At 49.6% G+C, this 25508-nt stretch carries 25 protein-coding genes; 2 read left to right on the top strand and 23 right to left on the bottom strand.

Translation table 11 applies throughout. From position 1 onward, the window contains the following. Positions 1-6: 6 nt before the first annotated feature. From VFK44_12375 to VFK44_12340, 8 genes are all read right to left on the bottom strand, one after another. Positions 7-717 (bottom strand): cytochrome c biogenesis protein CcdA, encoded by a 711-nt coding sequence (locus tag VFK44_12375; protein HET7629160.1) that lies wholly within the window; start codon positions 715-717, stop codon positions 7-9. A gap of 11 nt (positions 718-728) precedes the next feature. Further along, positions 729-1592 (bottom strand): M15 family metallopeptidase, encoded by an 864-nt coding sequence (locus tag VFK44_12370; protein HET7629159.1) that lies wholly within the window; start codon positions 1590-1592, stop codon positions 729-731. A 63-nt stretch (positions 1593-1655) separates the two neighbouring features. Next, complete coding sequence (gene mnmH, locus VFK44_12365; protein ID HET7629158.1) at positions 1656-2708, bottom strand: tRNA 2-selenouridine(34) synthase MnmH; 1053 nt, start codon at positions 2706-2708, stop codon at positions 1656-1658. Between the two features lie 101 nt (positions 2709-2809). Then, a complete protein-coding gene (locus VFK44_12360; protein ID HET7629157.1) occupies positions 2810-3037 on the bottom strand; it encodes a YneF family protein in 228 nt (75 codons plus the stop codon). Between the two features lie 128 nt (positions 3038-3165). Next, positions 3166-3624, bottom strand: a complete 459-nt coding sequence (gene sirA / locus VFK44_12355; GenBank protein ID HET7629156.1) for a sporulation inhibitor of replication protein SirA — start codon at positions 3622-3624, stop codon at positions 3166-3168. Positions 3625-3736: 112 nt separating this feature from the next. Beyond that, a complete protein-coding gene (gene tkt / locus VFK44_12350; GenBank protein HET7629155.1) occupies positions 3737-5734 on the bottom strand; it encodes a transketolase in 1998 nt (665 codons plus the stop codon). Between the two features lie 97 nt (positions 5735-5831). After that, positions 5832-6062 (bottom strand): DUF896 domain-containing protein, encoded by a 231-nt coding sequence (locus tag VFK44_12345; protein ID HET7629154.1) that lies wholly within the window; start codon positions 6060-6062, stop codon positions 5832-5834. 27 nt (positions 6063-6089) lie between these two features. After that, complete coding sequence (locus tag VFK44_12340) at positions 6090-6416, bottom strand: LysM peptidoglycan-binding domain-containing protein (protein ID HET7629153.1); 327 nt, start codon at positions 6414-6416, stop codon at positions 6090-6092. A 155-nt stretch (positions 6417-6571) separates the two neighbouring features. Between VFK44_12340 and lexA the strand changes: the two genes are divergently transcribed. Further along, entirely contained in the window at positions 6572-7195 is a 624-nt protein-coding gene (gene lexA / locus VFK44_12335) for a transcriptional repressor LexA (GenBank protein HET7629152.1), read from the top strand. Positions 7196-7262: 67 nt separating this feature from the next. Here lexA and serC read toward each other — a convergent pair whose 3' ends face one another. The 6 genes from serC to spoVK form a co-directional block, all read right to left on the bottom strand. After that, positions 7263-8363: a 3-phosphoserine/phosphohydroxythreonine transaminase gene (gene serC, locus VFK44_12330; GenBank protein ID HET7629151.1), complete on the bottom strand. Its 1101-nt coding sequence runs from the start codon at positions 8361-8363 to the stop codon at positions 7263-7265. A 303-nt stretch (positions 8364-8666) separates the two neighbouring features. Then, positions 8667-10001 carry a type I glutamate--ammonia ligase gene (gene glnA, locus VFK44_12325; protein HET7629150.1) on the bottom strand — a complete coding sequence of 445 codons (1335 nt, stop codon included), beginning with the start codon at positions 9999-10001 and terminating at the stop codon, positions 8667-8669. A 47-nt stretch (positions 10002-10048) separates the two neighbouring features. Then, on the bottom strand, positions 10049-10444 hold the full coding sequence (locus VFK44_12320; protein HET7629149.1) for a MerR family transcriptional regulator: 396 nt from the start codon (positions 10442-10444) through the stop codon (positions 10049-10051). Positions 10445-10543: 99 nt separating this feature from the next. After that, positions 10544-11785, bottom strand: coding sequence for a methionine gamma-lyase family protein (locus tag VFK44_12315; GenBank protein HET7629148.1), 1242 nt, complete (start codon positions 11783-11785; stop codon positions 10544-10546). Beyond that, on the bottom strand, positions 11782-13086 hold the full coding sequence (hflX, locus tag VFK44_12310; protein HET7629147.1) for a GTPase HflX: 1305 nt from the start codon (positions 13084-13086) through the stop codon (positions 11782-11784). Before hflX ends, VFK44_12315 begins: the two co-directional genes overlap by 4 nt. Continuing rightward, positions 13083-13973: a stage V sporulation protein K gene (gene spoVK / locus VFK44_12305; protein HET7629146.1), complete on the bottom strand. Its 891-nt coding sequence runs from the start codon at positions 13971-13973 to the stop codon at positions 13083-13085. Before spoVK ends, hflX begins: the two co-directional genes overlap by 4 nt. Positions 13974-14271: 298 nt before the next feature. On the opposite strand from spoVK, the gene VFK44_12300 reads away from it, so the two are divergent. Further along, positions 14272-15261, top strand: coding sequence for a tyrosine-type recombinase/integrase (locus VFK44_12300; protein HET7629145.1), 990 nt, complete (start codon positions 14272-14274; stop codon positions 15259-15261). 11 nt (positions 15262-15272) lie between these two features. On the opposite strand, the gene hfq is transcribed toward VFK44_12300, so the two are convergent. The 9 genes from hfq to miaB all read right to left on the bottom strand — a co-directional run bounded on the left by hfq (position 15273) and on the right by miaB (position 25446). After that, entirely contained in the window at positions 15273-15518 is a 246-nt protein-coding gene (gene hfq, locus VFK44_12295) for an RNA chaperone Hfq (protein HET7629144.1), read from the bottom strand. Positions 15519-15563: 45 nt separating this feature from the next. Beyond that, positions 15564-16487 (bottom strand): tRNA (adenosine(37)-N6)-dimethylallyltransferase MiaA, encoded by a 924-nt coding sequence (gene miaA / locus VFK44_12290; GenBank protein HET7629143.1) that lies wholly within the window; start codon positions 16485-16487, stop codon positions 15564-15566. 97 nt (positions 16488-16584) lie between these two features. Then, positions 16585-17163: an HD domain-containing phosphohydrolase gene (locus VFK44_12285; protein ID HET7629142.1), complete on the bottom strand. Its 579-nt coding sequence runs from the start codon at positions 17161-17163 to the stop codon at positions 16585-16587. A gap of 76 nt (positions 17164-17239) precedes the next feature. Next, positions 17240-19063, bottom strand: coding sequence for a DNA mismatch repair endonuclease MutL (mutL, locus tag VFK44_12280; GenBank protein ID HET7629141.1), 1824 nt, complete (start codon positions 19061-19063; stop codon positions 17240-17242). 5 nt (positions 19064-19068) lie between these two features. Continuing rightward, entirely contained in the window at positions 19069-21672 is a 2604-nt protein-coding gene (gene mutS / locus VFK44_12275) for a DNA mismatch repair protein MutS (protein ID HET7629140.1), read from the bottom strand. Between the two features lie 51 nt (positions 21673-21723). After that, entirely contained in the window at positions 21724-22770 is a 1047-nt protein-coding gene (locus tag VFK44_12270) for a hypothetical protein (protein ID HET7629139.1), read from the bottom strand. A gap of 52 nt (positions 22771-22822) precedes the next feature. Then, entirely contained in the window at positions 22823-23389 is a 567-nt protein-coding gene (gene cotE / locus VFK44_12265; GenBank protein HET7629138.1) for an outer spore coat protein CotE, read from the bottom strand. A 156-nt stretch (positions 23390-23545) separates the two neighbouring features. Further along, complete coding sequence (locus tag VFK44_12260; GenBank protein HET7629137.1) at positions 23546-23944, bottom strand: YlbF family regulator; 399 nt, start codon at positions 23942-23944, stop codon at positions 23546-23548. After that, the gene (gene miaB / locus VFK44_12255; GenBank protein HET7629136.1) at positions 23944-25446 is read right to left on the bottom strand and encodes a tRNA (N6-isopentenyl adenosine(37)-C2)-methylthiotransferase MiaB; all 1503 of its coding nucleotides are present in this window, start codon (positions 25444-25446) and stop codon (positions 23944-23946) included. Before miaB ends, VFK44_12260 begins: the two co-directional genes overlap by 1 nt. Between the last annotated feature and the right edge of the window lie 62 nt (positions 25447-25508).

Genomic DNA, 25508 nt, shown 5'->3' with positions numbered 1-25508 from the left:
CATGGATTAAAATCCTTGAAAACCGCCGAAAACATATTGCGTCAAAAAGGAAGAAATCTTCGTCATCCAATCAAAATACAAAAACACACTCATGATGATCATCACGAGGCCGCCCGCCTTCATGAACCGTGCGCTGTGGCGGCGAATCCATTGAATCTTGCCCAAAAAGAAGGACAAAACGAAAAACGGAATTGCGAAACCGGCGACGTAAGCGATCATGTACGGGACGTCCGGACCGGAATCGGCAACAGCATATCCAAGCACCGCTGCCAAGATCGTTCCCATGCAAGGGGTCCATCCAGCAGCAAAACCGAGCCCGATAATGACGGACCCGAAATAACCGGAAGGACGTTCCCGAAACACGAACGATTGATCTTTCATTAAAAAGCGCGGCTGCCAAACGCCAAGAGCAACCAGTCCGAAAAAGAAAATAACGAGCGCACCGATTTGCCGCAAGGCATCATTGTAACGCGTAAACAAATCGCCGATGAGCGAAGTTGAAAAACCGAGCGCGATGAAAATCACTGAAAAGCCGAGCAAGAAAAAAGCCGTATGCAAGATCGCCCGCCGCTGCAACATCCCGTTTTCTTTTTGCAAGTCCGATACAGAAACGCCGGTCACATAGGATAAAAATCCTGGATAGACCGGAAGCGTGCACGGTGAAACAAACGACAGGACGCCTGCACCGAAAGCGACAAAAAGATTCAATTCCGTCATGTGGTCATCCCCTATTCGGAGAGGTATTCCTCCAAAGTCAAATGATGGTTCGCAATCGTTTCCGCCGGCTGCTTCCCAACATAGCGCAAATGCCACGGCTCGTATTCATAGCCGGTGATCGCTTCTTTCCCCGGCGGATATCGCAAAATAAACCCGTATTCCGCAGCATGTGCCGCCACCCATTTGCCGGCTTTCGTATCCCCGAATTTTTGCGTCAAATCCGGGCCGATTTGTTCACTCGAGATGTCCATCGATAAGCCCGTCTGATGTTCGCTCTGTCCCGGGCGAGCACTCACTCGATTCGCTTTTTCTACGCTCCCTTTCTGACTCACGTGCCAATTAAACACACTCACTTGCCGCTCGTATGAACGATAGCCGGAAATCGCCATGAGTCGTATACCGTCTTGTTTCGCCGCGGCAAACAATTGTTCAAGCGCTTCGGCCGCTACTTTTCGCATGTGCATTTTCTCCCGTTTAGCATTCTTTCCGTACGGAAAATAAACGTCGGGAATGACGAGGTTTTTCGGTTCGTAGTCGGCCGGCAAATTTCTTTTTTTGTCTGCGCAAACGAGCAAACTAGCAGGATTCGTTACGACACGTTTCCCTTCAGGTGTTGTTTTGATCGTATTTTTCAAAAGAAAGCGGTCGGGCACGTCCCATTTCTGTTGTTGCGTTGGCTTCGAGTTCGTTTTTGTTTTCGATTGATCGTTCTTTTCCGCTTGTTGTTGTGAACCCGCCCCGCTCTGATCGGACTGATCCGACGATTCATGGCGGTCGGAAGGCATGTATTGTTGGATGTAGGAACATCCGGATAACGTCAAGGAAAGAGCCCCTGACAACAAAAAAGTCATTTTCCATCGGTTCAATTGTGCCAACTTGGATCCATCCTGTCAAAATAATCTATGGCTATCATATCATTCCGATCGGCCAGCGTCGAATTACGCGAACACCGGCCGACCGAGCCGTTGCTTTACTTTTTGTAGGCCATCCTCCAACGATTCCATCTTTACCTCATGTACGGGAGTGTCGTATTGCGTTGACGTATACCGGTATCTCGGATCGTAATAATGTTCGAGCAGCAGGGCGGTCAAGCGGCGAAAATCGCCGCCTTCCATCGCTGCCTTCGCTGTCGTTCGAATGTCCTCGCTCAGTTTCTTCTCAATTCGTTTCGTTGCTTGTCGAATTGCCTGCTCATGTTGCTCGGGCTCATATTCGGACATCAAATACTGTACTCGTTTTTCGAAAGGATAGTGCAAGCGGATGCGTTCACCGTTTTGTTTCGCAGCGATGAGAAAATCAGGGACTTGGATGCGTCCGATTCGTTTGCTTTCCGCTTCCATAAGAATGTATGGAGCCGCTTGCAATGCGGAAAGCCGTTGCCAAAGCATGCACTCAAACTGCTTTTGGCTCGTTTGCGACAATCCAATGGCACCGAACGTCGAACCGCGGTGTCCCGCCATCGGTTCGATGTTGAGCACCGGATAACCTTGCTTTTCGAGTTCCGTTAACAGAACTGTCTTTTTCGTGCCGGTCAAGCCTTCCACAACGATGAAGGGAGGAAGGCGATCGGCCATTTGCTCAAGATCTGCGACGATTTTGCGGCGAAACGAGCGAATCCCGCCTTGCAACTGCATGCACGGGAGGCCTAACGCGTTCAAGAAAGAAACAACGGAAAGACTTCTCATCCCCCCGCGCCAACAATGGATGACGAGAGGCGCTTGTTGTTTCTCGTACACAGATTTGCAACGGTCATAAAAGTGCCGTGCGGTTTCGGAAAAAAAAGTTAACCCGAGCTTCACCGCCGCCTCTTTGCTATCTTGCGTGTAAGTGGTCCCGATCCGCACCCTTTCATCGTTCGAAAAAAGTGGAATGTTGATCGCTCCGGGGATCCGAAACTGTTCAAATTCTTTCGGTGTCCGAACATCGATAATCGGAGGCTGTTCCGTCAACACTTGTCCAATCGATGTTTCCGGCACTTGAAAATCGTCCATAGCGTTCCATCCTTCGTTCATTTCATCTTTTCATTATAACATGACCACACGACCAAACAAAAAACACCCGGATCATCCGAGTGTCGTTTGCGATCGACCCTTTATTTCAAATTGGGTTTATCCATCTGGCTGTTCATGGCCTTCATCATCTGGTTGATCTTCTTCTTCGATGGATTTTGTCCCATTTGCATCATCATGACACGAAGCATTTGCTCGTTAATGGGGGGGTTTTTCTTCATGTAATTCATCATGTATTTGCGGGCAATGAAAAAGCCGGCAGCGATTCCGAGAAGAAGCGCCAAGAAGCCCACAAGAAAGTAGAGCCACATCTCAAGTCCTCCTAAGATCGATTTCCAATCGTCCGTTTCTTCCGCCTTCCGAACCTTACCGAATGAGCGGAAGGGGAGTGGACGCTAAGAATAGTTTACTATAAATGCATGAACCTATACAAGACGAATCATACGGTTGAAGGTTTAATGTACCGCCTTTGTTTAATCGGCTTTAGCCAGCCGTAGCGGCGATTACGGTAATCGACGGCCCAAAAGCACCGTTCGCACCGTCTCAATACCTCAAAAAATGCCGTTTCGCATTCGATGGATCCTTGTGAATCCAAATGAATGCGCTGCTGAAAAAACGTCAATTCCGCCCGGCTGTTTCCTGCCGGCGCTTTCAACAAATGATAACCGGGAACTTTGTAATAGCCGATTCGGTAACGCATTTCCCGTTCTATAACTTGCTCGACCGCATTCGTATTCAGCGGTTTCGTCACATACGCAACTTGTTTCTTCAACAACTCATGATAGACGGACGACTTGTTCGTCTCCGCTTCGCAAAACAATTGAAACAACTTGCTTTCTTCTCCGAAAAACGTCTCGGCCACTTCGTCTTCGATCAAAAAAATATCGTAGTGCCTCACGCAAATCCCTCCAAGACTAGAATACAATTTCAGTATAGGAGAAACCGCATGCAATCGATGTCACATTACGGCGCAGCGAGGCACTACTTTTGTCGAAATCATTCAAGAGACGTTATTTCAACAATCCCTTTACTTTGGAAACGACATTTTCAACTGTAAATCCATATTCTTCAATTACTTTCGCACCTTTGGCGGATGCGCCGAAACGATCAATCGCCAATATGTCGCCGTGATCGCCGACATATTTGTGCCATCCAAATGAGGCTCCCATTTCAACGGCCAACCTTGCCTTAACGGAAGACGGAAGCACCCGTTCTTTATAGTCGTCAGGCTGCGCGTCGAAACGATCCCATGACGGCATGCTGACAACCGAAACGTTGATCCCTTCTGCTCTTAAAGCTTTTTGCGCTTTGACAAGCAATTGGACCTCGGAACCCGTTCCGAGCAACAACGCATCTGGTTGTCCGTTCGCTTCCGACAACACGTATGCGCCGTTTTCGACTCCGGCTTCGGCTAGTTCGTCAGTACGTTCAAGCGTCGGAACGCCTTGACGCGTAAGAACAATCGCCGTCGGGCGGCTTTGTGCCGTCATCGCGACTTTCCAAGCAGCGGTCGTCTCATTGCCGTCCGCCGGTCGGATAATGGAAATCCCCGGCATCGCGCGTAAAGAAGCAAGATGTTCGATCGGTTCGTGTGTCGGGCCGTCTTCACCGACGGCAATGCTGTCGTGAGTGAAAACATACGTGACCGGCAATCCCATTAACGCAGACAAACGCACCGCTGGACGCAAGTAGTCGGAGAATACGAAAAACGTGCCGACGAACGGTTTCAAACCGCCGTGCAAAGCCATTCCGTTTGCTGCCGCTGCCATTGCGAATTCACGAACGCCGAACCAGACGTTTCGTCCATCGTAACGGTCCGCACTGAAATCATCCGAACCTTTCATCAATGTCTTCGTCGAGGATGCAAGATCGGCAGATCCGCCGAACAGTTCGGGCACTTGTTTTGAAAGAGCGTTGATGACTTCGCTGCTTGCAGCGCGCGTTGCCAGTTCATCAACACCGGCTTCGTAAGCGGGAAGCTCTTCCTTCCAGTCACCCGGCAATTCCCCGTTCATGACTCGACGCAATTGAGCACCTAGTTCCGGATAACGATCGCAGTAGTCATTGTACTGTTCATCCCATTGGTCGTTCGCGCGTTTTCCATTTTCCGCAGCCGAGCGGAAATGGTCATACACTTCATCCGGTACATAAAAAGGATCGTATGCCCATTGATAATGTTCTTTCGCGCCTTTTGCTTCTTCAGGTCCGAGCGGGGCACCATGAGAATCTTTCTTGCCCGCTTTCGTCGGGGCTCCGTATCCAATCGTCGTCTTCACTTCGATGAATGACGGACGTTCCGTGTCGGCTGACGCTTCTTCAAGTGTTTTGTTGATCGCCGACAAATCGTTCCCGTCTTCAACGTGCAACACTTGCCATCCGTAAGCTTGAAAACGGTCCCGTGTTTTTTCGGAAAACGATTTGTTCAAATCGCCGTCAAGCGAAATGTCGTTGGAATCGTAGAGCACGATCAGCCGCCCAAGGCGCAAATGCCCCGCCAACGAAGCAGCCTCCGCCGAAACGCCTTCCATTAAGTCGCCGTCACCGCAAATGCAATACGTGTGGTGGTCAATCAACGGAAAACCTTCCTTATTGTATGTCGCCGCCAAATGCCTTTCCGCCATCGCCATCCCGACACTCATCGCAATTCCTTGCCCGAGCGGCCCCGTCGTTGCTTCGACGCCGACCGTGTGGCCGAACTCGGGATGCCCAGGCGTTTTGCTTCCCCATTGGCGAAATTGCTTCAAATCCTCGATCGTAAGACCGTAGCCGAAAAGGTGAAGCAAACTGTACAACAACATCGATCCGTGCCCGGCAGAAAGAACGAATCGGTCGCGGTTGAACCAGTTTGGATTTTCCGGATTGTGACGCATATGGTTTGCCCAAAGCTGATACGCCATCGGGGCGGCGCCCATCGGCATCCCCGGGTGTCCAGAATTCGCGTTCTCGACACTGTCCAGAGACAATGTGCGGATGGTATTCACCGAAAGCTGTTCGATTGAATCTTTCAACAGTCTGTCATCCTTTCCCTCAGTCACTTTTTCAACTTCTTAAGTTTAACATAAAACGAGGTACGCCATCACAAAAAGCGACTGGGTTCGCGTCCTGTCATCCTTTGTGTTTTCGTTTACTCTTGTTCAACTTGTCCGGTGTGACGTCGCTTCCTTCCGGGTCAACCACCTTAATCGAATGCAGCTGGCGGTCGAACGATTTGCGAAACGCTTGCAAATACTCGTTCCGCAAATCTTGCTGTTCTTTCTTCTCCTTCTTCGATAAGCCGTCCGCTTTCGATTTTCGCGAAAGTTCATTGATGCGGTTCAATTTATCTCTCGTTAACATCGGCCATCCCCTTCATTGCGTTTTCTTTCATCTTAACGCAAGAACGGAATCGGAAACAAACGATCGCTTTTCGACGGGAATGAGCAATGTTTGTCCGGGAATCAACTTTCGGCTTCTTACGTGATTCATTCGTTCCGTCCATGCAATAAACTGTTCATGCGGCAAGGATGTGAATGCCTCATATTGTTCGGAGATTTCCCACAGCGTGTCACCTGGCTGCACGGTGATCTGAATGTATTTGTCCGGATCGGCTGCGGACACGGAAGTTCTCAATACGAAAAACGCGAGTATTAATAATGCAATAAATAAAAGGATATAAGACCAACCGGTTTTGCTTTGCGAATGTACGTTCATCGTTCGTTCACTCCTAAATACGAATTTATGTTCTCGTTTTATCATAAGGCGAACAAACATTCTTGTCAACTAAAAATTCGAACTTATGTTTGTCTTTTTTTTCAACCTTTGATATAATTTTTTTAAATTGAGCGATACGACGATGAGGTGAATCTATGAAGAAGATGTCGAAACGACAAAACGATATTTTACAATTTATAAAATCAGAAGTTTTGAAAAAAGGGTACCCGCCTTCGGTAAGAGAGATCGGAACAGCTGTCGGTCTCGCTTCCAGTTCAACCGTACACGGCCATTTGGACCGATTGGAGAAGAAAGGACTGATCAGACGCGATCCCACGAAGCCGCGCGCAATCGAGGTGCTTGACGACGATCTCAATTCGAACGTGCGGAAAAGCGGTTCCGTTCAAGTGCCGGTTGTCGGAAAAGTAACGGCCGGTGAACCGATTACGGCCATCGAAAATGTTGAGGAATATTTGCCGCTGCCGGAACGGTTTTTCTCGGAAGATGACAATGTATTCATCTTGAACGTCGTCGGCGACAGTATGATCGATGCGGGAATCCTCGACGGCGACATGGTCATCGTCAAGCAGCAGCCGAACGCAAACAACGGCGATATTGTCGTTGCAATGACGGAAGATTACGAGGCGACGGTGAAACGGTTTTACAAAGAAAAAGACCATATTCGTCTGCAACCCGAAAATGAAGCGCTCGAACCGATCCTTTTGGACAACGTGACGATCATCGGTAAAGTGATCGGCGTCTTTCGAGCGGTTTATTGATGGAGGCTGTACGGCGAGTGGAATGAGAAAAACGCAAAAAGCGCGGCCGCACGGCCGCGCCTTTCATTTATTGATTTCGTCGCCGAAATTCGTCCATGAAATCCCGCAATGTTTCGCATTGTTCCGGAGAAACGGCATTGTATAGAGAAACGCGGCAGCCTCCGACCGAACGGTGGCCGTTCAAACCAACAAATCCGTACGATTTGGCTTCCTGCAGAAACTGACGTTCGAGCGCTTCGGATTTGAGCCGGAACGTAATGTTCATGAGCGAGCGGCTGTTTTCTTCCGCATGACCGGCATAAAAGCCGTCACTTTCATCAATCGCGTCGTAAATAAGACTCGCTTTCCATTCATTCCGTTTTTCGACCGCTTCCAGCCCCCCTTGCCGCTGCACCCACTCTGCCATTAATCCGAGCATGTAAATCGAAAACGTGGGCGGCGTGTGGTACAATGAATTTTTTTTCGCATGCGTACTGTATTTTAAAATGTTCGGCGTCTCGTTCTTCTCTTTCGTCAACATCTTTTCATGCAGAATGACCAATGTTACGCCGGATGGACCGAGATTTTTTTGCGCCCCTGCATAAATGAGCGAAAACTTGTCCACCTCTATTTTTCTCGATAAAATATCGCTCGACATGTCGGCTACGAGTGGAATGTCCTGCGTATCTGGGAATTTCCTCCATTGTGTACCGTAGATCGTATTGTTTGATGTCACGTGGACATATTCGGGTTTTCTGTCCTCGGCGAACAACTTCACGCGATCGGGAATGTTTCGGTAGCTGTTCTCTTTCGATGAGCCGCCGACAAACGTTTCCCCGACGACATTCGCTTCCTTCTGTGCTTTTTCCGACCAGCTTCCGGTCAACAAGTAGTTGGCATATTGCCCGCTTCCTAGAAAATTGAGCGGAATCATGCCAAACTGCAAACTTGCTCCGCCTTGCAAGAAGAGGACCTTATACTCGTCACTAATGCCGAGCAATTCGCGAAGCCTGCGGATCGCCCCGTTGTGAATCTCTTCGTAAACGGCACTGCGATGGCTCAATTCCATCACCGACATGCCGGTGTTTCGGTAGTTCATGAACTGTTCCCGTGCTTCACGAAGCACCTCCGGCGGCAACGCCGTCGGGCCCGGATTAAAATTCAAAGCTCGGTTGATTTGTTTATCCATTCACTCCACTCCTCGTTCTCTGTTATGTTTTTGTATCTCAATTGTATAGAACATTCTTGAAAATGAAAATAACGCCTACCGATTTTTTTATTTTTTCCGGCAAACTACACTTCCAATTTTTCATTGGGAGCCGATGATTCGTTTCCGTCCTTCACCGCGAATAACCTGCTTCGCTTTCAATCATTAGCCAATCCTTCCCCTCGTTCGTACGTCAATCTTTATTTTAGTGAGTGAATCCATTGCCGCAGATCGATTTATAAAATAAAAACCCCTCAACACCAAGGGTGTCAAGGGATTCAAAGCTTAATAAGAAGTCAAATACTGTTCGCGTTCCCACGGATGCACTTGCGTGCGGAACATGTCCCACTCAATTTCTTTCGCTTCGATAAAGTGTTCGGAAGCATGAGCGCCTAACGCTCTCAACAGCACTTCGTCTTTCCGGAAATGCTCCAATGCACCTTTCAACGTCGCAGGAAGCTGCTTAATGCCTTCCTTCTCGAGTTCCTCGTCGTCCATGACGTAAATGTTGCGGTCGACCGGTGCCGGCGGTGTCAACTTGTTTTCGACACCGTCAAGACCTGATGCCAACAAGACAGCCATCGCCAAATACGGGTTAGCCGATGGATCAACGCTGCGAACTTCGATTCGCGTGCTCAATCCGCGCGAGGCCGGAATGCGAATGAGCGGGCTTCTGTTTCTCAGCGACCAAGCGATATAGGACGGCGCTTCATAGCCGGGAACCAATCGTTTGTACGAATTGACGAGCGGGTTCGTAATCGCGGTGAATCCTTGGGCATGCTTAATGATGCCAGCCAAAAATTGCATCGCGGTTTCGCTCAAACCGAGCTCGCTCTTCTCGTCATAGAAAGCATTTTCCTTTCCTTTAAATAGCGACATGTTTGAATGCATGCCCGATCCGTTAACGCCGAACAATGGTTTCGGCATGAACGTCGCATGCAAGCCATGCTTGCGAGCGATCGTTTTCACGACGAGTTTGAACGTTTGAATGTTGTCGCATGTCGTCACAGCATCCGCATATTTAAAATCAATTTCGTGTTGTCCCGGAGCGACTTCATGATGAGAAGCTTCGATTTCAAAGCCCATGTCCTCAAGCTCAAGCACGATGTCGCGGCGGCAATTCTCGCCGAGATCCGTCGGCGCCAGATCGAAATAGCCGCCTTTGTCGTTCAACTCAAGCGTCGGTTCCCCGTTCTCGTCCATCTTGAACAAGAAAAATTCCGGTTCCGGTCCGATATTGAAATCGGAAAACCCGAGTCTTTCCATGTCTTTCAGTACTCTTTTCAAAATGCCGCGCGGATCCCCTTCAAAAGGCGTTCCGTCCGGATTGTGTACGTCGCAGATTAAACGGGCGACTTTTCCCTTTTCCGGCGTCCACGGAAATATGACCCATGAATCGAGATCGGGAAACAATTTCATGTCGGATTCTTCGATACGGACGAAGCCTTCGATCGATGATCCATCAAACATCATTTCGTTGTCGAGTGCTTTCCCCAATTGATCGACTGGAATTTCCACGTTCTTAATGATGCCGAGCATGTCCGTGAATTGCAAACGAATGTAACGAACGTCTTGCTCATCGGCAATTTTCAAAATGTCTTCCCTTGAATAGTTACCCATCGGCAGGTTTCTCCTCCTTAAATTTCATACATCTCGTCCTATTTTCATTAATGAAAAAACCTAGACAATTCACCTTGAATGAGCGAAGCCTTCCCTTGTTTCCCTGCATGGATTAATTCTTTCTTCAAATACTTCATTAACTGTTCGTCACTCATCTTTTCTTTCGTCGTTTCCACTGCTGCCGGCAATGCTTCAGCCTCTCTCTTCATGTTGAAAATTTGTTTAATGCCTGCCAAGTTTACCCCGTCTTCAACGAGTTTCTTGATCTCAAGCAAAGTATCAACATCACGGAAAGAAAACAACCGTTGATTGCCTTTCGTTCTTGTCGGGTGGATTAATCCATGCTGTTCATAATAGCGAATTTGCCTTGCAGAAAGCTCCGTCAGTTGTATAACGGTTCCGATTGGAAAAAGCGGCATGTTACGGCGAACTTCATCATTCACGCTCTATCCCTCCTTCCGTTTGCTATGTACCGCATGCCCTTTTCGCTTAGTTACAGTTTACGACAACTCCACTTACTTGTCAAGAGATGTTAGGAAAGCTTACATTCCAAACAACATTTGTTTAGCGGCTTCCGTAACAGCAATTTTTACATGTTCATAGGTCAATCCGCCTTGAACATAGGCAGTGTACGGCTGTCGGAGCGGCCCATCCGCGGACAATTCGATGCTTGATCCTTGGACAAACGTACCGGCCGCCATAATAACTTCACTTTCGTATCCAGGCATCGGACTCGGCTGAGGATTCACGTATGCGTTAACCGGTGAAGCGGCTTGTACGGCTTGACAAAAGGCAATCATCCGTTTGCGATCATGAAAATGAACGGCTTGAATTAAATCCGTTCTCGGTTCGTTGTATTTCGGGCTCGTTTCAAACCCGCAATGTTCTAACAAAGCAGCTGTGAAAACTGCGCCTTTTAAGGCTTGTGCAACGACGTGCGGCGCCAAAAAGAAGCCTTGAAACATATCCGGAAGCGCAGCGAGCGTCGCTCCCGTCTCTTTTCCGAGTCCGGGTGCGGTCAGGCGACACGCGCATCGCTCAATCAACTTCGCCTTGCCGGCGAGATAACCGCCGGTTTTTGCCAGACCGCCTCCGGGATTTTTGATCAACGAACCGGCCATTAAATCAACGCCCACATTCGTCGGTTCCAAAGGTTCAACGAATTCGCCGTAGCAATTGTCCACAAATACGACGATGTTCGGATGTCGCTCACGAATCCCTCGTACGGCCGTTTCGATTTCCGCAACCGTGATCGAAGGTCGTTGATCGTACCCGCGTGATCGTTGAATCGCTACCATTTTCGTGTTATCGTGAATCGCATCATTCACCGCCGGCAAATTGATGCCGCCCTCATCATTCAATTCGACGATCCGGCAATCGATTTGAAATTCCCGCAATGAACCGCTCGCCGTACCACGAAGTCCAATAATTTCTTCGAGCGTGTCATAGGGTGTGCCGGAGATGAACAACAATTCGTCGCCGGGCCGGAGTACGCCGAACAGGGCTGTCGTGATCGCATGGGTTCCCGATACGATTTGCGGCCGGACAAGCGCCTCTTCCGCTCCGAAAATATCTGCATATACCGCCTCGAGGGTATCTCTTCCTGCATCATCATAGCCATAGCCGGTCGACGGGTGAAAATGCGATTCGCTCACTTTTCGGCGCCGGAACCCGTCAAGAACTTTTTTTTGGTTGATTTCAGCGATCCGTTCAATTTCACGATGGATGGGCGCAATTTTATGCTCCGTTTCGCGTAAAGCTTGGTCGAAATTTTTCTTCTTCATCTTCCATGCTCCCGAATGAATGGTTTTAATTGCTCATGCAGCGGTCGATCCCGAAACGTATACCCTTTCACGCTGATCGTTTCACGTTCCTCGTTCGTCGTCTGTTCCGCAACGACGGCGCGTGTCCGCAGTTTCGCTAGAAATTTTCCGTTTTCGAGCGGGATCGATGCCTCAAAATAAACCATTTCATCTTTCACGCACCGTTCGATTTCGTCCTTCAGCCGTTCGACATCCCGGTCACTTTTGGCGGACATTCGGATCGCTTTCATGCCCGGCGAGGGAATGAACGTTTCGTCCACCTTATCCGTTTTGTTGTATACCGCCAATGCTGGCAGATGGCCGGCATCTAGATCGTCCAGCAAATCGAGAACCGTCTTCTCGTGTTGGAGGAAATCCGGATGCGAAGCGTCAATGACATGTAAAATAAGATCTGCTTCTTTCACTTCCTCGAGCGTGGACCGAAAAGCAGCGACGAGAGAAGTCGGCAAATCTTGAATGAAACCGACGGTATCGCTTATGACGACTTCAAGGCCGGAAGGCAGTTGAAAGCGGCGCGTCAACGGATCCAACGTGGCAAACAGCTGATTTTCCGCCGTGCCGCCAGCGTCTGTTATCGCATTGAACAACGTCGTCTTTCCGGCATTCGTGTAGCCGACGAGTGCGATTTGAAAAAGCTGGTTGCGCTTCCTTCGTTCTCGATACCGTTCTCGATGCCGCACGATCGTATCGAGTTGACGTTTAATATCGGCAATCCGCCGACGAATGTAACGGCGGTCTTGCTCAAGTTTCGTTTCGCCCGGACCTCTCGTTCCAATGCCGCCTCCGAGCCGTGACAATGCTTTGCCTTTACCCGACAAGCGCGGCAATAAATAATTCAGCTGCGCCAACTCCACTTGCAATTTTCCTTCCCGCGACCGTGCGCGCACCGCGAAAATGTCAAGAATGAGTTGGGTTCGATCGATGACATGGACGCCGATCCGGCCGGAAAGATTGACAAGTTGGGACGGAGTAAGCTCTCCGTTAAAAATTACCGTCTCCGCTTCCAACTCGTCCACTTTTTCCGCGAGTTCGGCGACTTTTCCTTTTCCGAGCACAAAGGCCGCATCTTTTCGCGCCCTTTTTTGTGTAATGACTGCCGCGACAACGCCGTTTGCGGTCTCGGTCAACGCTTTCAGTTCTTCCATGGAAGAAGCGAATCGTTCATCCGATTGTGTAAGCAATTGACAGCCGGCGAGAACGACTTTTTCCCGCCGGAGATGATTCTTGTTCGTCAATTCGTTTCCTTCCTTCTGCTTCGTCATGGTAACAAGTTTTCTTTGAACGGAATATCCTCCGGTCGCAACGTAATGAGACGCTCTTTGTCGTGGTCCCCTTCTCTCAACAAGCGGACACTTTGATTGCGGATCGCTTTCTCGATCAAATTCCGCACATACCTGCCGTTGCTGAACGTTCGGTATTGCTGGTTTTTCACTGCGAGCAATTGTTGTTCGATTTTCTGTTCCGCTTCCAACGTTAACACATAATCTCTTTCCGCCGCCATTTTTTTGGCGATGCTCATCAATTCGTTCACTTTGTAATCAGGAAAACTGATGAGAATCGGAAACCGTGAAGGCAAACCGGGATTTACCGACAGAAACTGTTCCATTTCCGATGAGTAACCAGCGAGAATGAGGATGAATTCATGCTGTTCGTCTTCCATATGTTTGACGAGTGTGTCGATTGCTTCTTTTCCGAAATCCTTTTCCCCTCCGCGCGCAAGCGAATAGGCTTCGTCAATGAACAATATACCGCCTTTCGCTTTTTTGACGAGTTCCCGTGTTTTATGGGCCGTGTGTCCGATATATTCCCCGACAAGATCCCCTCTTTCCACTTCGACCAAATGCCCTTTCGACAAGACGTTCATCTCATAAAACAGCTTCCCAAGTAATCTCGCCACTGTCGTTTTCCCTGTCCCGGGATTGCCTTTAAACACCATGTGAAGCGATTGTTTCTCCGTTTTCAAGCCGTTATGTTCGCGCCGTTGATTAATGTACAGCCACGCGTAAATTTCTTTTATTAATTTTTTCAATTCCTGCAGCCCGACGAGATGGTCCAATTCCTTTTGTATTTTCTCAAGCGGATAATGTTTTTTCCGTTCAGCCTCGCTCGTAAAGAAATCCGGCGGTTCGCTCTCCGTATCTTGATTCAAAATGACATGAATTTGTCCTTTTCGTTTCGTTGTAAAGGCTTCGTTCAAGGAGAATCACCTCTTCCGATTCGGTTCACCCACAGTATACGGCGGCGTCGGTACAATTGTGACAAACGCCCAGCGAACATTTTTTCGTTTTCAGATTTCGTCGAACAAAGACGAGAAAGCCCCATTTTTAGTCGAATCATTACCCGCATTGAATGTATTTTGTCAATTTTTGCGCTTACCTGGGAAATAATTGCCCAACGGTGGCAACATTTCCCCGCCTTGCTATAATGGTTGCAAGGGGGTGGGACATGTGGATGTAGTCAACAAACGTTCACTGCCGCAAGCTGCACAATCCTTTTTCTCGGAGTTGGAAAAAACCGGCCGTCGTCCATCAACGATACGAAGGTATGCATATGATCTGGAAAATTACTTTATGTGGGTTCGTGCCGCGTTTGCCGAAAAAACTTGGCTGCATTGCACCACGGAAGATGTGGCATCGTATCTCGCTTATTTAACAGAAACGAAGCGGTATTCAAAACGAACGGTTGCGCGGGTGACCTCTGTTTTGAAAAGATTTTACGAACATTTTCTGACCCTCGGTATGGTCGCCGAAAATCCCGTCGAACCAATGGACGTTTCGAACAGCAATGAAGACACTTTCACCGCAGCCGATTTCATTTCCGATCAAGAAGCGGCGCAATTGCTTGAGTCGATCCCCTCCCTTTCCGGACTAAGCGATCAGCAAATCGAATCGCGAAGCTTTTTGGCAAGCCGAAACCTCGCGATCGTAAGCATCGTTCTTTCCTGCGGCATGACGCTGGCGGAATTGACGGCGATCAACATGAAAGATGTTCATTTCGAGAAGAAAACCGTCGACATTGCACCGACCGGACACTCAGCCCGCACGCTGCACCTGAAACCCGAGGACATGAAGCTCGTGTTCGCTTATTATAAAAAAATCCCGCCGGCGGTAAGGCCGCGCAGACGAAGCCGGGACCCATTGTTTGTCGCTTTCGATTATCAAAGAAATACGTATCGCTGGGATTATTCGGAAGATGCGCCGAAACGGTTGACGGAGATCGCCGTACAAAAAATGATCCGCCAAGAAGTGAAACGCGCGGGGCTGAGAGCCGGCATTTCGTTGCAGCATTTGCGCCGTACTTGCATTTTGCGGCGGCTGCAAGCGGGTGAAAACGCCAAAGATGTGCAAGCGTTGACAGGAATGAAAACCATCGTTTCGTTAAAAAAATACATCGCAGCCGCCGCAAACGACGAACTCCCCCGTTTTCGGGGGAGTTAAGCGGAAGGGTGTTAGACGCTCGCCGATTCTTCGTTTCCCTCTTGCAAAGAAATGCGTTTATGAGGCGAGAACGTGGATATCGCGTGTTTAAAAATGAGTTGTTGTTTGCCGTCGGATTCCACTAGGACGGTAAAGCTGTCGAATCCTTTGATGAACCCTTTCAATTGAAATCCGTTGAGCAAGATCACCGTCACGTATACGTTTTCTTTGCGCAACTGGTTTAAAAACTGGTCTTGAATGTTGACGGATTGCTTCATTTTGACAGTCCTCCCTTTTTCCATTACTAACTAGTTCGCGATCAATTAGAACGTTCCTGCCACAAATTCGAGGATGGCGGGAATTTTTTCCCTCGGACCGTCCTTTGTTACATGAAACCATTGAACGTCCATTTGATGACGAAACCATGTATATTGTTTTTTCGCGTATCTTCGCGAATTTTTCTTCAACATTTCGATCGCTTCCTCTTTTGAACATTCCCCGCGCAAATACGCATAAACCTCTTTATAACCGATCGCCTGCACGGACGGACAGTTTTGCACGCCGGCATCGAACAAACGCTGCGCTTCTGCAAACAATCCATTTTCCACCATGTGATCGACGCGGCGATTGATTCGTTCGTACAACAGGTCGCGCTCCATCGTCAACCCTACAGTCGCCAGCCGATAACGCGGCTTCGTTTCCCGGCGGCGCTGCTCGCTTGCCGGTTTTCCTGCCGTTTCGTATACTTCCAAGGCGCGAATCACCCTTCTCACATTGTTCGGATGAATCTTTCGCGCGCTTTCCGGATCCACCGAAACCAATTTCTCATGCAAAGCTCGTTTTCCGTTTTCTTCGGCATATTGCTCCATTTCCCGCCGTAACGACGGATTTGCATTCGTTTCGGCAAAATTGTAATGGTGCGTGAGCGCTTTTATGTACATTCCCGTTCCGCCTACGACAATCGGCAGCCGCCCGCGTTCGTTGATTTCGGAAACGAGCGGAATCGCCAGCTCCTGAAACTCCGATGCCGAAAATGGCTCGTTCGGTTCTTTAATATCGAACAGATGATGCGGAACCCCTTGTTTTTCGGATTGCGAGACTTTTGCCGTGCCGATGTCCATCCCCCGGTACACTTGCATGGAATCGCCGTTAATGATTTCCCCGTTCAGACGCTTTGCGACCTGAACGCTCACTTCCGTTTTTCCAACTGCCGTTGGACCGACAATTGCCGCCAACCGTTCCATCATAACCGTCCCACCTAGTCGTGCTTACAACGTATCTTTCATTGTCGCCATATTTTCTTTGATTCATAACCTTCTTTAAGCCGCAGCGAAAGCCGGTTGATTAATCCAACAAATACATCGGAATTTTGATTTCCGGCAGCATGTCGATGAAAAGATGAACGAGCTCCGAATCAAACTGTTTCCCCGCCTGCGCCATCAGTTCGCTCACGGCCTGACCCGAATTGAATTGATCCTTTTTGTAAGACCGGTTATCAAGCGTCATCGTATCATACGCGTCACAAATGGAAATGATTCTACCTTGAATTGAAATTTCTTTCCCTTTCAACCCGCGCGGATACCCGGCGCCGTCCCACCGTTCATGATGATCACGCACGTATTCCGCCGCTTCCGGGAAGCCGAGATAATTTCTCACAATCCGATTTCCTGTATGTGGATGCGTCTTGATGATTTCCATTTCAAGATCGTTTAATCGGTCCGGTTTAAATAAAATTTCTTTAGAGATGCCCATTTTCCCGATGTCGTGAAGCATGGCGGCAATCCGCAAATTTTCATCATAACAACCGTATCGTTTCCCGAGTGAACTGGACAAGAGCATGACTCGCAAACTATGGTTTTTAAAATAATGAATGACGACGTTGTCTTGTGCTATGTCATGAAATAGAGATTCCGGATCCGTCATCTAATCCCCCCGTTTCATCGGCGTTATCCATAGAACTTCTTCATTACTTCTACAAACTTGGACAAAATCCTTGTTTTCACATAACCCTTTTGAACATTTTCTCTAAGTCGTATCCAGAAAAACGAACGATGACCGGCCGCCCGTGCGGGCAAGTGAACGGATCCTCGCACGTTCGCAAGCTTTCCAGAAGGGCGATCATTTCATCTTCGCGCAAGTGGTGGTTCGCTTTAATCGATCGTTTGCAAGACATTAAGATCGCGGCTTCTTCACGCAGCCTGCCAATATCAATCATTGAGTTTTCAGTTACTTGGTGAACAAGATCCTCAATCGTTTCTTTCTCAAACCCTTCGGGAAACCAATCTGGATGAGAACGAACGATAAAGCTGCTCGGTCCAAACGGCTCCAAAAAAACCCCGACATGCCGCAAATCAGCGAGATGTTGTTCGACCACCGATGCTTCCGACGCCGTAAATTCAAACGTCATCGGCAACAGAAGCTCTTGCACTTGTCCGTTCGTTCTACGTACTTTTTCCCGATAAAACTCATATTTAACCCTTTCTTGCGCCGCATGTTGATCAATAATGAAAAGGCCGTTCTCATTTTGCGCCAAAATGTACGTTCCGTGAAGCTGTCCGATTGGAGAGAGATACGGAATCCTTTCCGTCCGCCTTTCGGTGTCAACAGCCGTTTCTTCACTTTCGGAAGGAACAGAAGAGACGTCTTCGCCGAATTTGCTTTCATAACCATCTTTGCTCTCTCGAACAGCGGTTCCGTTTTCTTGCTTCGGAAGTGAACGAGCCGTTCCGCTGGACGCATCTTTCGGGATCTCCTTGTCTTGCCGCGGGTGAAACAAAAATTGTTGCTGGTCCGATTGTTCGCGATGCTGCTTCGGGGCAGGTGCTTGCGGAATCAATTGTAACCGTTTTAAAGCATCCCCCACGGCTTGCTCAACAAGCCGACACAATTCCCGTTCTTTGCTCAAGCGCGCTTCAAGCTTCGATGGATGAACGTTGACGTCAATGAGCGTCGGGTCCATTTCAATGTGTATTACCGCGATCGGATAGCGACGAATCGGAAGCAGCGTATGAAAAGCCTCCAATACCGCTTTCGTCACCGCGTAATTTCGTATGTACCGGCGGTTCATGAACAGCTGCATATGCTGGCGCGAAGCACGTGTCACTTCGGGCTTGGCAATGTAACCCGTCACGTCGAAGTCAATCGATTTCGCCGCAACGGGAACCGTCTTTCTCGCGGTATTGAGCCCGTAGATCGCGGCCAGCACTTGACGTACGTCACCATTGCCGTTCGTTTGAAAACTGCGCTTTCCGTTGTGCGAAAGCCGAAACACCACTTGCGGGTATCCTAACGCAAGCCGGTAAACGACGTCGGTAATGTTGCCAAGCTCGGTATGGACCGTCTTCAAATGCTTTAGCCGGGCTGGCGTATTGTAAAAAAGCCGCGTCACTGTTATTTCCGTCCCTTTCCTGCCGGAAGCCGGCCGCTGTTCCACCATTTTCCCGCCTTCGATGACGACATGCGTCCCCGCATGCTCCCCCGTTCCCGTTTTCATTTCGACTCTCGCCACCGAAGCGATACTCGGCAGCGCCTCCCCGCGAAACCCGAGCGTCTCGATATGAAACAAATCTTTCTCGTCTTTAATTTTGCTCGTCGCATGTCGATCGAACGCAAGCTCCACGTCCTCAGGTTCAATGCCGGACCCGTTGTCGACGATTTTAATTTTACCGAGCCCGCCGTCTTCCACCTCGATTTCGACCGTCGTGCTTCCAGCGTCGACGGCGTTTTCCGCTAACTCTTTTACGACGGATGCGGGCCGTTCGACGACTTCTCCCGCGGCAATTTTATTTGATAACCGATCGTCAAGCCGAACAATCCGGCCCATACGCCTCACCCTTTCTCGTCCACCATTTTTTGCAGCTCGTACAACTTGTTCATCGCCTCAAGCGGCGTCAACTCCATCAAATCGATCGTTTGCAGTTTCCGGATCAATTGCCCTTCTTTCTCCGACATCGCTTTTCGCTTCGGGTGTCCCCCGGAATCGCGCACGAAAAACGACAATTGCTTACCGAGATCCCGTTCTTCCGACCGGCGATCTTGGACGCTCGCGGCTGCTTGCGACGACGTCTCCAACTCTTTCAAAATGACGCGCGCCCGCGCAATGACTTCGTCGGGCAATTCCGCCAACTGCGCGACGTGGATGCCGTAGCTCTCATCCGCGGCCCCTTCGATCACTTTATGGAGAAACACGATGCGTCCTTCGTCCTCCATTGCCCCGACGTGAACGTTTACGAGCCGGTCGAGGGTTTTGCCTAGTTTCGTAAGTTCATGGTAATGGGTCGAAAACAGTGTCGTCGCTTTGATCGTGTCGTGAATATGCTCAATGATCGCCTGGGCAAGCGCGATCCCGTCGTACGTCGACGTTCCCCTGCCGATCTCATCGAGCAAGATGAGACTATGTTCGGTCGCCTTTGCGAGCGCATCCTTCGTTTCGAGCATTTCGACCATGAACGTGCTTTGACCGCCGACGAGATCGTCGGCCGCCCCAATACGCGTGAACACTTGATCGAAGATCGGCAAACGGGCTTCCGCCGCGGGAACGAAACAACCGACCTGCATCATTACGGCGGTCAGCGCGAGCTGGCGCATATACGTGCTCTTTCCCGCCATGTTCGGTCCCGTGATCAGCAGCATGTTCCGCTCGCGGTTCATCTCGAAATTATTGGCAACATACGTGCCGTCGTCGAGCACTTTCTCAACGACGGGATGCCTTCCGCCGCGAATCATGATTTCCCGGTCGCGGGAAAATTCCGGGCAGCAATACTGCCTTTCTTCGCTCACAACCGCGAACCCTTGCAACACGTCGAGTTCGGCGATCTGTTTCGCAAGAAGCTGCAAATCAGGTATGTACGTTTTCACTTGTTCGCGAATCGCCAAGAACAGTTCGTATTCAAGGTCAAGCATTTTCTCCTCAGCCTCGAGAATCAGCACTTCCTTTTCTTTCAATTCAGGGGTGACGTACCGTTCCGCATTTGTCAACGTTTGTTTTCGTTCGTAACGGCCTTCCGGAATTTGGCCGAGGTTCGCTTTCGTCACTTCGATATAATAGCCGAACACTTTGTTAAAGCCGACTTTCAGCGACTTGATGCCTGTTTCTTCCCGTTCTCTCATCTGCAGGGCGGCAATCCAATCTTTCCCGTTCCGTGCCGCTTCGCGGTACTCGTCCAACTGGCGGTTGTAACCGTCCTTAATCAGTCCGCCGTCTTTTACGGAAAGCGGCGGGTCGTCGGCGATGCCAGCTTCAAGCAACGCGACGAGCGATTCGCACAATTCGAGACGGCCGAACCTTTCCTGAACCGGCAATTCCTCAAGCTCATTGACGACCGCGACAATCCCCGGAACCCGCTGCAGCGATTTCTTCAATTGCACCAAATCCCGCGCGTTGACGTTGCCGAACGCCACTCGCCCCGCCAATCGTTCAAGGTCGTACACGCCTTTCAACTCTTCGCGCAACGCTTCTCTCTGAAAGAATTGGTCCTTTAACGCAGCGACAACTTGCAGCCTTTCGGCAATCGCCTGCCGGCTCACGAGCGGGCGTTCGATCCATTGCTTCAGTTTTCTTGCTCCCATAGCCGTCGCCGTCTCATCAAGGAGCCAGAGCAGCGACCCTTTTTTCCCTTTGTTGCGGATCGTCTCGACGAGCTCCAAATTTCGTTTCGAATGCACGTCCATTTTCATGTATTGGTTCGGTTCAACGACTTCCACCGGCTGCAAATGATCGAGTGACCGTTTTTGCGTCCGCAGCAAATAGTTCAGCAATCGACCGAAAGCAAGGATCGATGAATCGTCATCGAGCTTTTCCGTCAACGGCCGAAACGACTCGTGAACGTCCGTTTCCGCTTCGACCGACAATGTAATGTCCAACTGCTGCCGCATCCGCTTGGCGTGTTGTTCGGGAAGGTCGGGAGGCACGACGACCTCCCGCGCATCGACCGCGTCAATTTCCCGGATAACCTCGTCCCAATCGCCGGAAACGATCGTCAGACGGTTTTCCCCCGTCGTCAAATCGTTCATCGCCAAGCCGTAGGAGCGATCATCAAACATCGACAAAGCGACGATAAAATTGTTTTGTTTTTCACTGAGGGTTTTCCCTTCCATGATCGTCCCGGGGGTGATCAGCTGGACCACCTCGCGCCTGACCATCCCTTTCGTCACCTTCGGATCTTCCATCTGTTCGCAAATCGCAATCTTGTATCCTTTTTCGATCAACTGGTTGATGTAAGCGGAAGCGGAATGATAAGGCACCCCGCACATCGGAATCCGCTCGTTTCCGCCTCCGTCCCGCGAAGTCAGCGTAATCTCAAGTTCTTTGGAAGCACGCTTGGCGTCCTCGAAAAACATCTCGTAAAAATCGCCGAGACGGAAAAATAAAAAGGCATCCTTGTATTGTGCCTTAATCGACAAATATTGTTGAATCATCGGAGTGTACGCCATGCTTCGACATCCTTTCGCCTGCATCTGCAAGTATTATAGCATACTCTGTTTCTAGCGAAGCAACCGAAAAAAAGGCGTCGCGATGCACTTGTAATCGTCCGCAGGCAACATGTCTGCACAAATGCCTTCAAGGCAGGCAGCCGTTTCTTTCAACAGGTCGATCGAATGAGCATTATAGCTTTCGAGAATCGTTGTCGAAAATGAGAGATACGGCAGGCGGTCATAGTGCCGCACGAGGTAACAAAACCAACGAAACATCGGGAGCAGTTCCGGAATCCTATCATACCAAGAAGCAAGCACCCGATATTCAAAGCCGTCAAAGTCGTTGGCACGCACGGAGCCAAACCTTCCGAACCGTTTCCGCCGCATCGTCGGATCGCCCGGTTCGATCAGCGCCATCGGCAAGGCAAGAAAAACATCGAGACGGCGAACGAGCGAAAACGAAGGCCGAACGCCGCCAATATGCAAATGGCCGCCGAGGGACAATCGCCCGCGTCCTTCGGAAACGGCGCAAAGCCCATTTTTTCGTAAAAATTGTTCCAACCGGACATACAGTTTGCTCACATTGATAAACAATTGATCCCCGTCGGCCGCCGGCTCCGGCCGCAATTCGACGATCGGCCGCAAAACTTTGTTGCCTTTCAATGCGACCGCATCATCGTAACCGATCGCACCGTTTCTTCTCAGCCATTGCGAAGCCGGTACTAGTCGATGACTGCCTCGCCTCACAACTAAACATTCGACATCCGCGCCGTATGTGATGATTCCCGACGGCGGCCGGCGTTCGTTCCTGTCAGCCTTGCCGCTTACCTTGAACAGATGGTATTCATCATCCGTCTCCCGCTGAACAATACATTCGCCGTGCGGAAGGTCGCAAACGTACAAAACATGGACCGCCGTCTCGATTCCTTTGCGGAATCGAAACCGCTCCTCGCGATTCGCCGGCTGCCAACCGTCGGTTTCCCCTGGTTTCTTCCATTCCACTTTAATGGCTTCAAACTCATCGTTGATCACACGTAACGTAATTTTCCTATCGTGGAGCACATGCACGCGCCGGAGCGGCAGTCCGGAAATGTAATTCGCCAACGCTTTTTTCATCGCTCTCCCTCGTTATACGGAAAAAACCGGGGAGAAGGGCCCTTCTTCCCGGTTATTCTTCAAGATCTCCGACGAGAAAATTCGGATCCAAATCTTCGAATTCTTCATCTTCGAGTTCATAGTCCCAGTTTTTGTCCTCAACGTCTCCGATGCAGCCGTCCGGATTGACCGCTACGCACATTTTCGTCTCGCCGATGACTTCAACGATTACTTCGCGTTCCGCCTGGATAATGATTTTATTGCCGTTTGGAGAAATGTTCGCCTCCAAGCAATTCGGCTCTTGCAAGATTCGAACGTGCACGTCTTCGAACTTATCGCAGTTTTCATCTTTGGCCGAAAGCGGAACAACGTCTTTATAAGAGACCGTTTCCGTCGCAACTTCGGTTTTCGTATTCTTATTATGGGAATACCACGTATTCGTGTCATAGCTTCCTTCGATGACGACGACATCTCCGTCTTTTCTCGCTCTGTACTTATGGTTGATGATCCAGCAGCCAAGGATGCTTGACGGACGATGCGCCGGAGAAACGGTGTGCGCGCTTTGCGAAAATTTTCTTCCTTTGCCGACGACCGCCTTTGTGATAATTTCTCGATAGTTTTGTTCATGATCAAATGACATTTTCTTGTTAATACCTCCCCTTCCAATCTCAATCCCATCTTATGCAGGGCGAATGACTAGTGTGCAATGTCGATCTTCCCGATGATCATGCAGTTTTCGGCACGCGAGAGCTCCTTCCCCATGAAAAAAACGCCCCGGCCGGGGCGTTCGTTCACGTTATGATTTTAAATCGAGCTTTGTTTCATTGGATTCGCTCGCTTTAATGATTTCTTCGGTAACGGTGTTGGAAATCGTCTTGGAAATGAGCTGCAGCAACTGATTGATCCTCGACTGGGAATCTTTGAATTCCTGTACGATCGGAATGCCTTCGAGTTCATCCGTCAGCTCATCAATTTCCGCTTCCACCTTTTTCAAAGCTTCGTGTTTCCCAAAATGCTGCAAATTGACGGCTTCTTTTTGTTTCAATTTAATTTGCGCGATCAATCCGCTCACTTTCTCGTTTTCGTTAATTTGCTGTTCCGCTTTTTGAAAGAATTCGACTTCTTCGGTTTCCGAAATCATCCGCGCGAGTTGTTTCGCCTTGCCGATGATTTCCACTCGTGAATATTTTTCCATTATCGACTCACCTCGACTGCTGTGGCCAGTTCTCCGTCTAACGACCAAGTTTTCGCCTGCTTGATCTTCACGGGCACAATTTCCCCGATGAGGGAAGGATCCCCGCGGAAGTTCACCACTTTGTTAGTTCGCGTATGTCCAGACAAAACGTCCGGATTTTTCTTGCTTTCCCCTTCGACGAGCACTTCGACGGTTTTGCCTTCGTATCGTTTGCTGCTCTTGGCCGAAAGTTCGTTAACGAGCGCGTTGAGCCGCTGCAACCGCTCTTTCTTTACGTCCATCGGCACATCATCTTTCATTTTCGCCGCCGGTGTCCCGGGACGCGGCGAATAAATGAACGTGAACGCGCCGTCAAATTGGCACTCCCTTACGAGCGACAACGTATCTTCGAACTGTTCTTCCGTCTCGTTCGGATAACCGACGATGATGTCGGTCGTGAACGATGCGTTCGGAATCGCCTTCTTCAGCTTATGGAACAACTCGAGGTATGACTCGCGCGAGTAATTGCGGCCCATGATTTTTAAAATGTCGGAATTTCCGGATTGAACCGGCAAATGAATGTGTTCCGCAAGGTTGCCGCCTTTGGCCAGCACTTCGATTAAATCATCCGTGAAATCCCACGGGTGACTTGTCGTAAAACGCACGATCGGAATGTCGATCTTGCGAATATCATCCATCAAGTGGCTGAGGCGGTACGTCTCGCCTTCCAAATCTTTGCCGTAGGCGTTCACGTTTTGCCCGAGCAGCGTGATTTCCTTATACCCTTGGCGTGCGAGCTCGCGCACTTCGCTGATGATTTCCTGCGGTTTGCGGCTCCGTTCTTTGCCTCTCGTGTAAGGAACGATGCAATACGTGCAAAACTTGTCGCAGCCGTACATGATGTTCACCCATGCACGAATGTTCCCTTTGCGCGCTTTCGGCAAGTCCTCGATCACGTCGCCTTCCTTAGACCAAACTTCAAGCACCATTTCTTTCGAAAAGAGCGCTTCTTTAATGAGCTGCGGCAAGCGATGAATGTTGTGCGTGCCGAAGATGAGGTCGACGTGCGGATGCTTTTGGAGAATCCGATTCACGACCGCTTCCTCCTGCGCCATGCAGCCGCAAACGCCGAGAATCAACCCCGGCTTTTCTTTTTTCAAATGGGTCAAATGACCGATTTCCCCAAACACTTTGTTTTCGGCATTTTCCCGAATTGCACATGTGTTCAACAAAATCACATCGGCCTCTTCCTCAACTTCCGTCGCCGAATAGCCGATTTCTTCGAAAATGCCTGCCATCACTTCTGTGTCATGCTCGTTCATTTGGCAGCCGTACGTGCGAATTAAATAGTGCTTGCCTTCCCCGAGTCCTTGAATGTCTTCGGGAATGCTGAAATCGTTTAAATGTTGAACGGTGTTTCTCCGACGCCTTCTTGCTTCTTTCAAGTTCGGCGCTTGATACGTATGTTGAAAATATTTCGCGTAATGATCGGTCGATTTTGTTTTTTCGGACGAATGAGTCATCTTCCTTGCGTCCTCCTTGTTGCAGCTTCGGTCTCTAACTTGTTCATTATACCAAAACCAAC

The organism is Bacillales bacterium, assembly GCA_035700025.1.
Lineage (GTDB): Bacteria > Bacillota > Bacilli > Bacillales > DASSOY01 > DASSOY01.
Note: the sequence above shows the minus strand (reverse complement) of the source record. Positions and strands in the feature narration are given on the sequence as shown.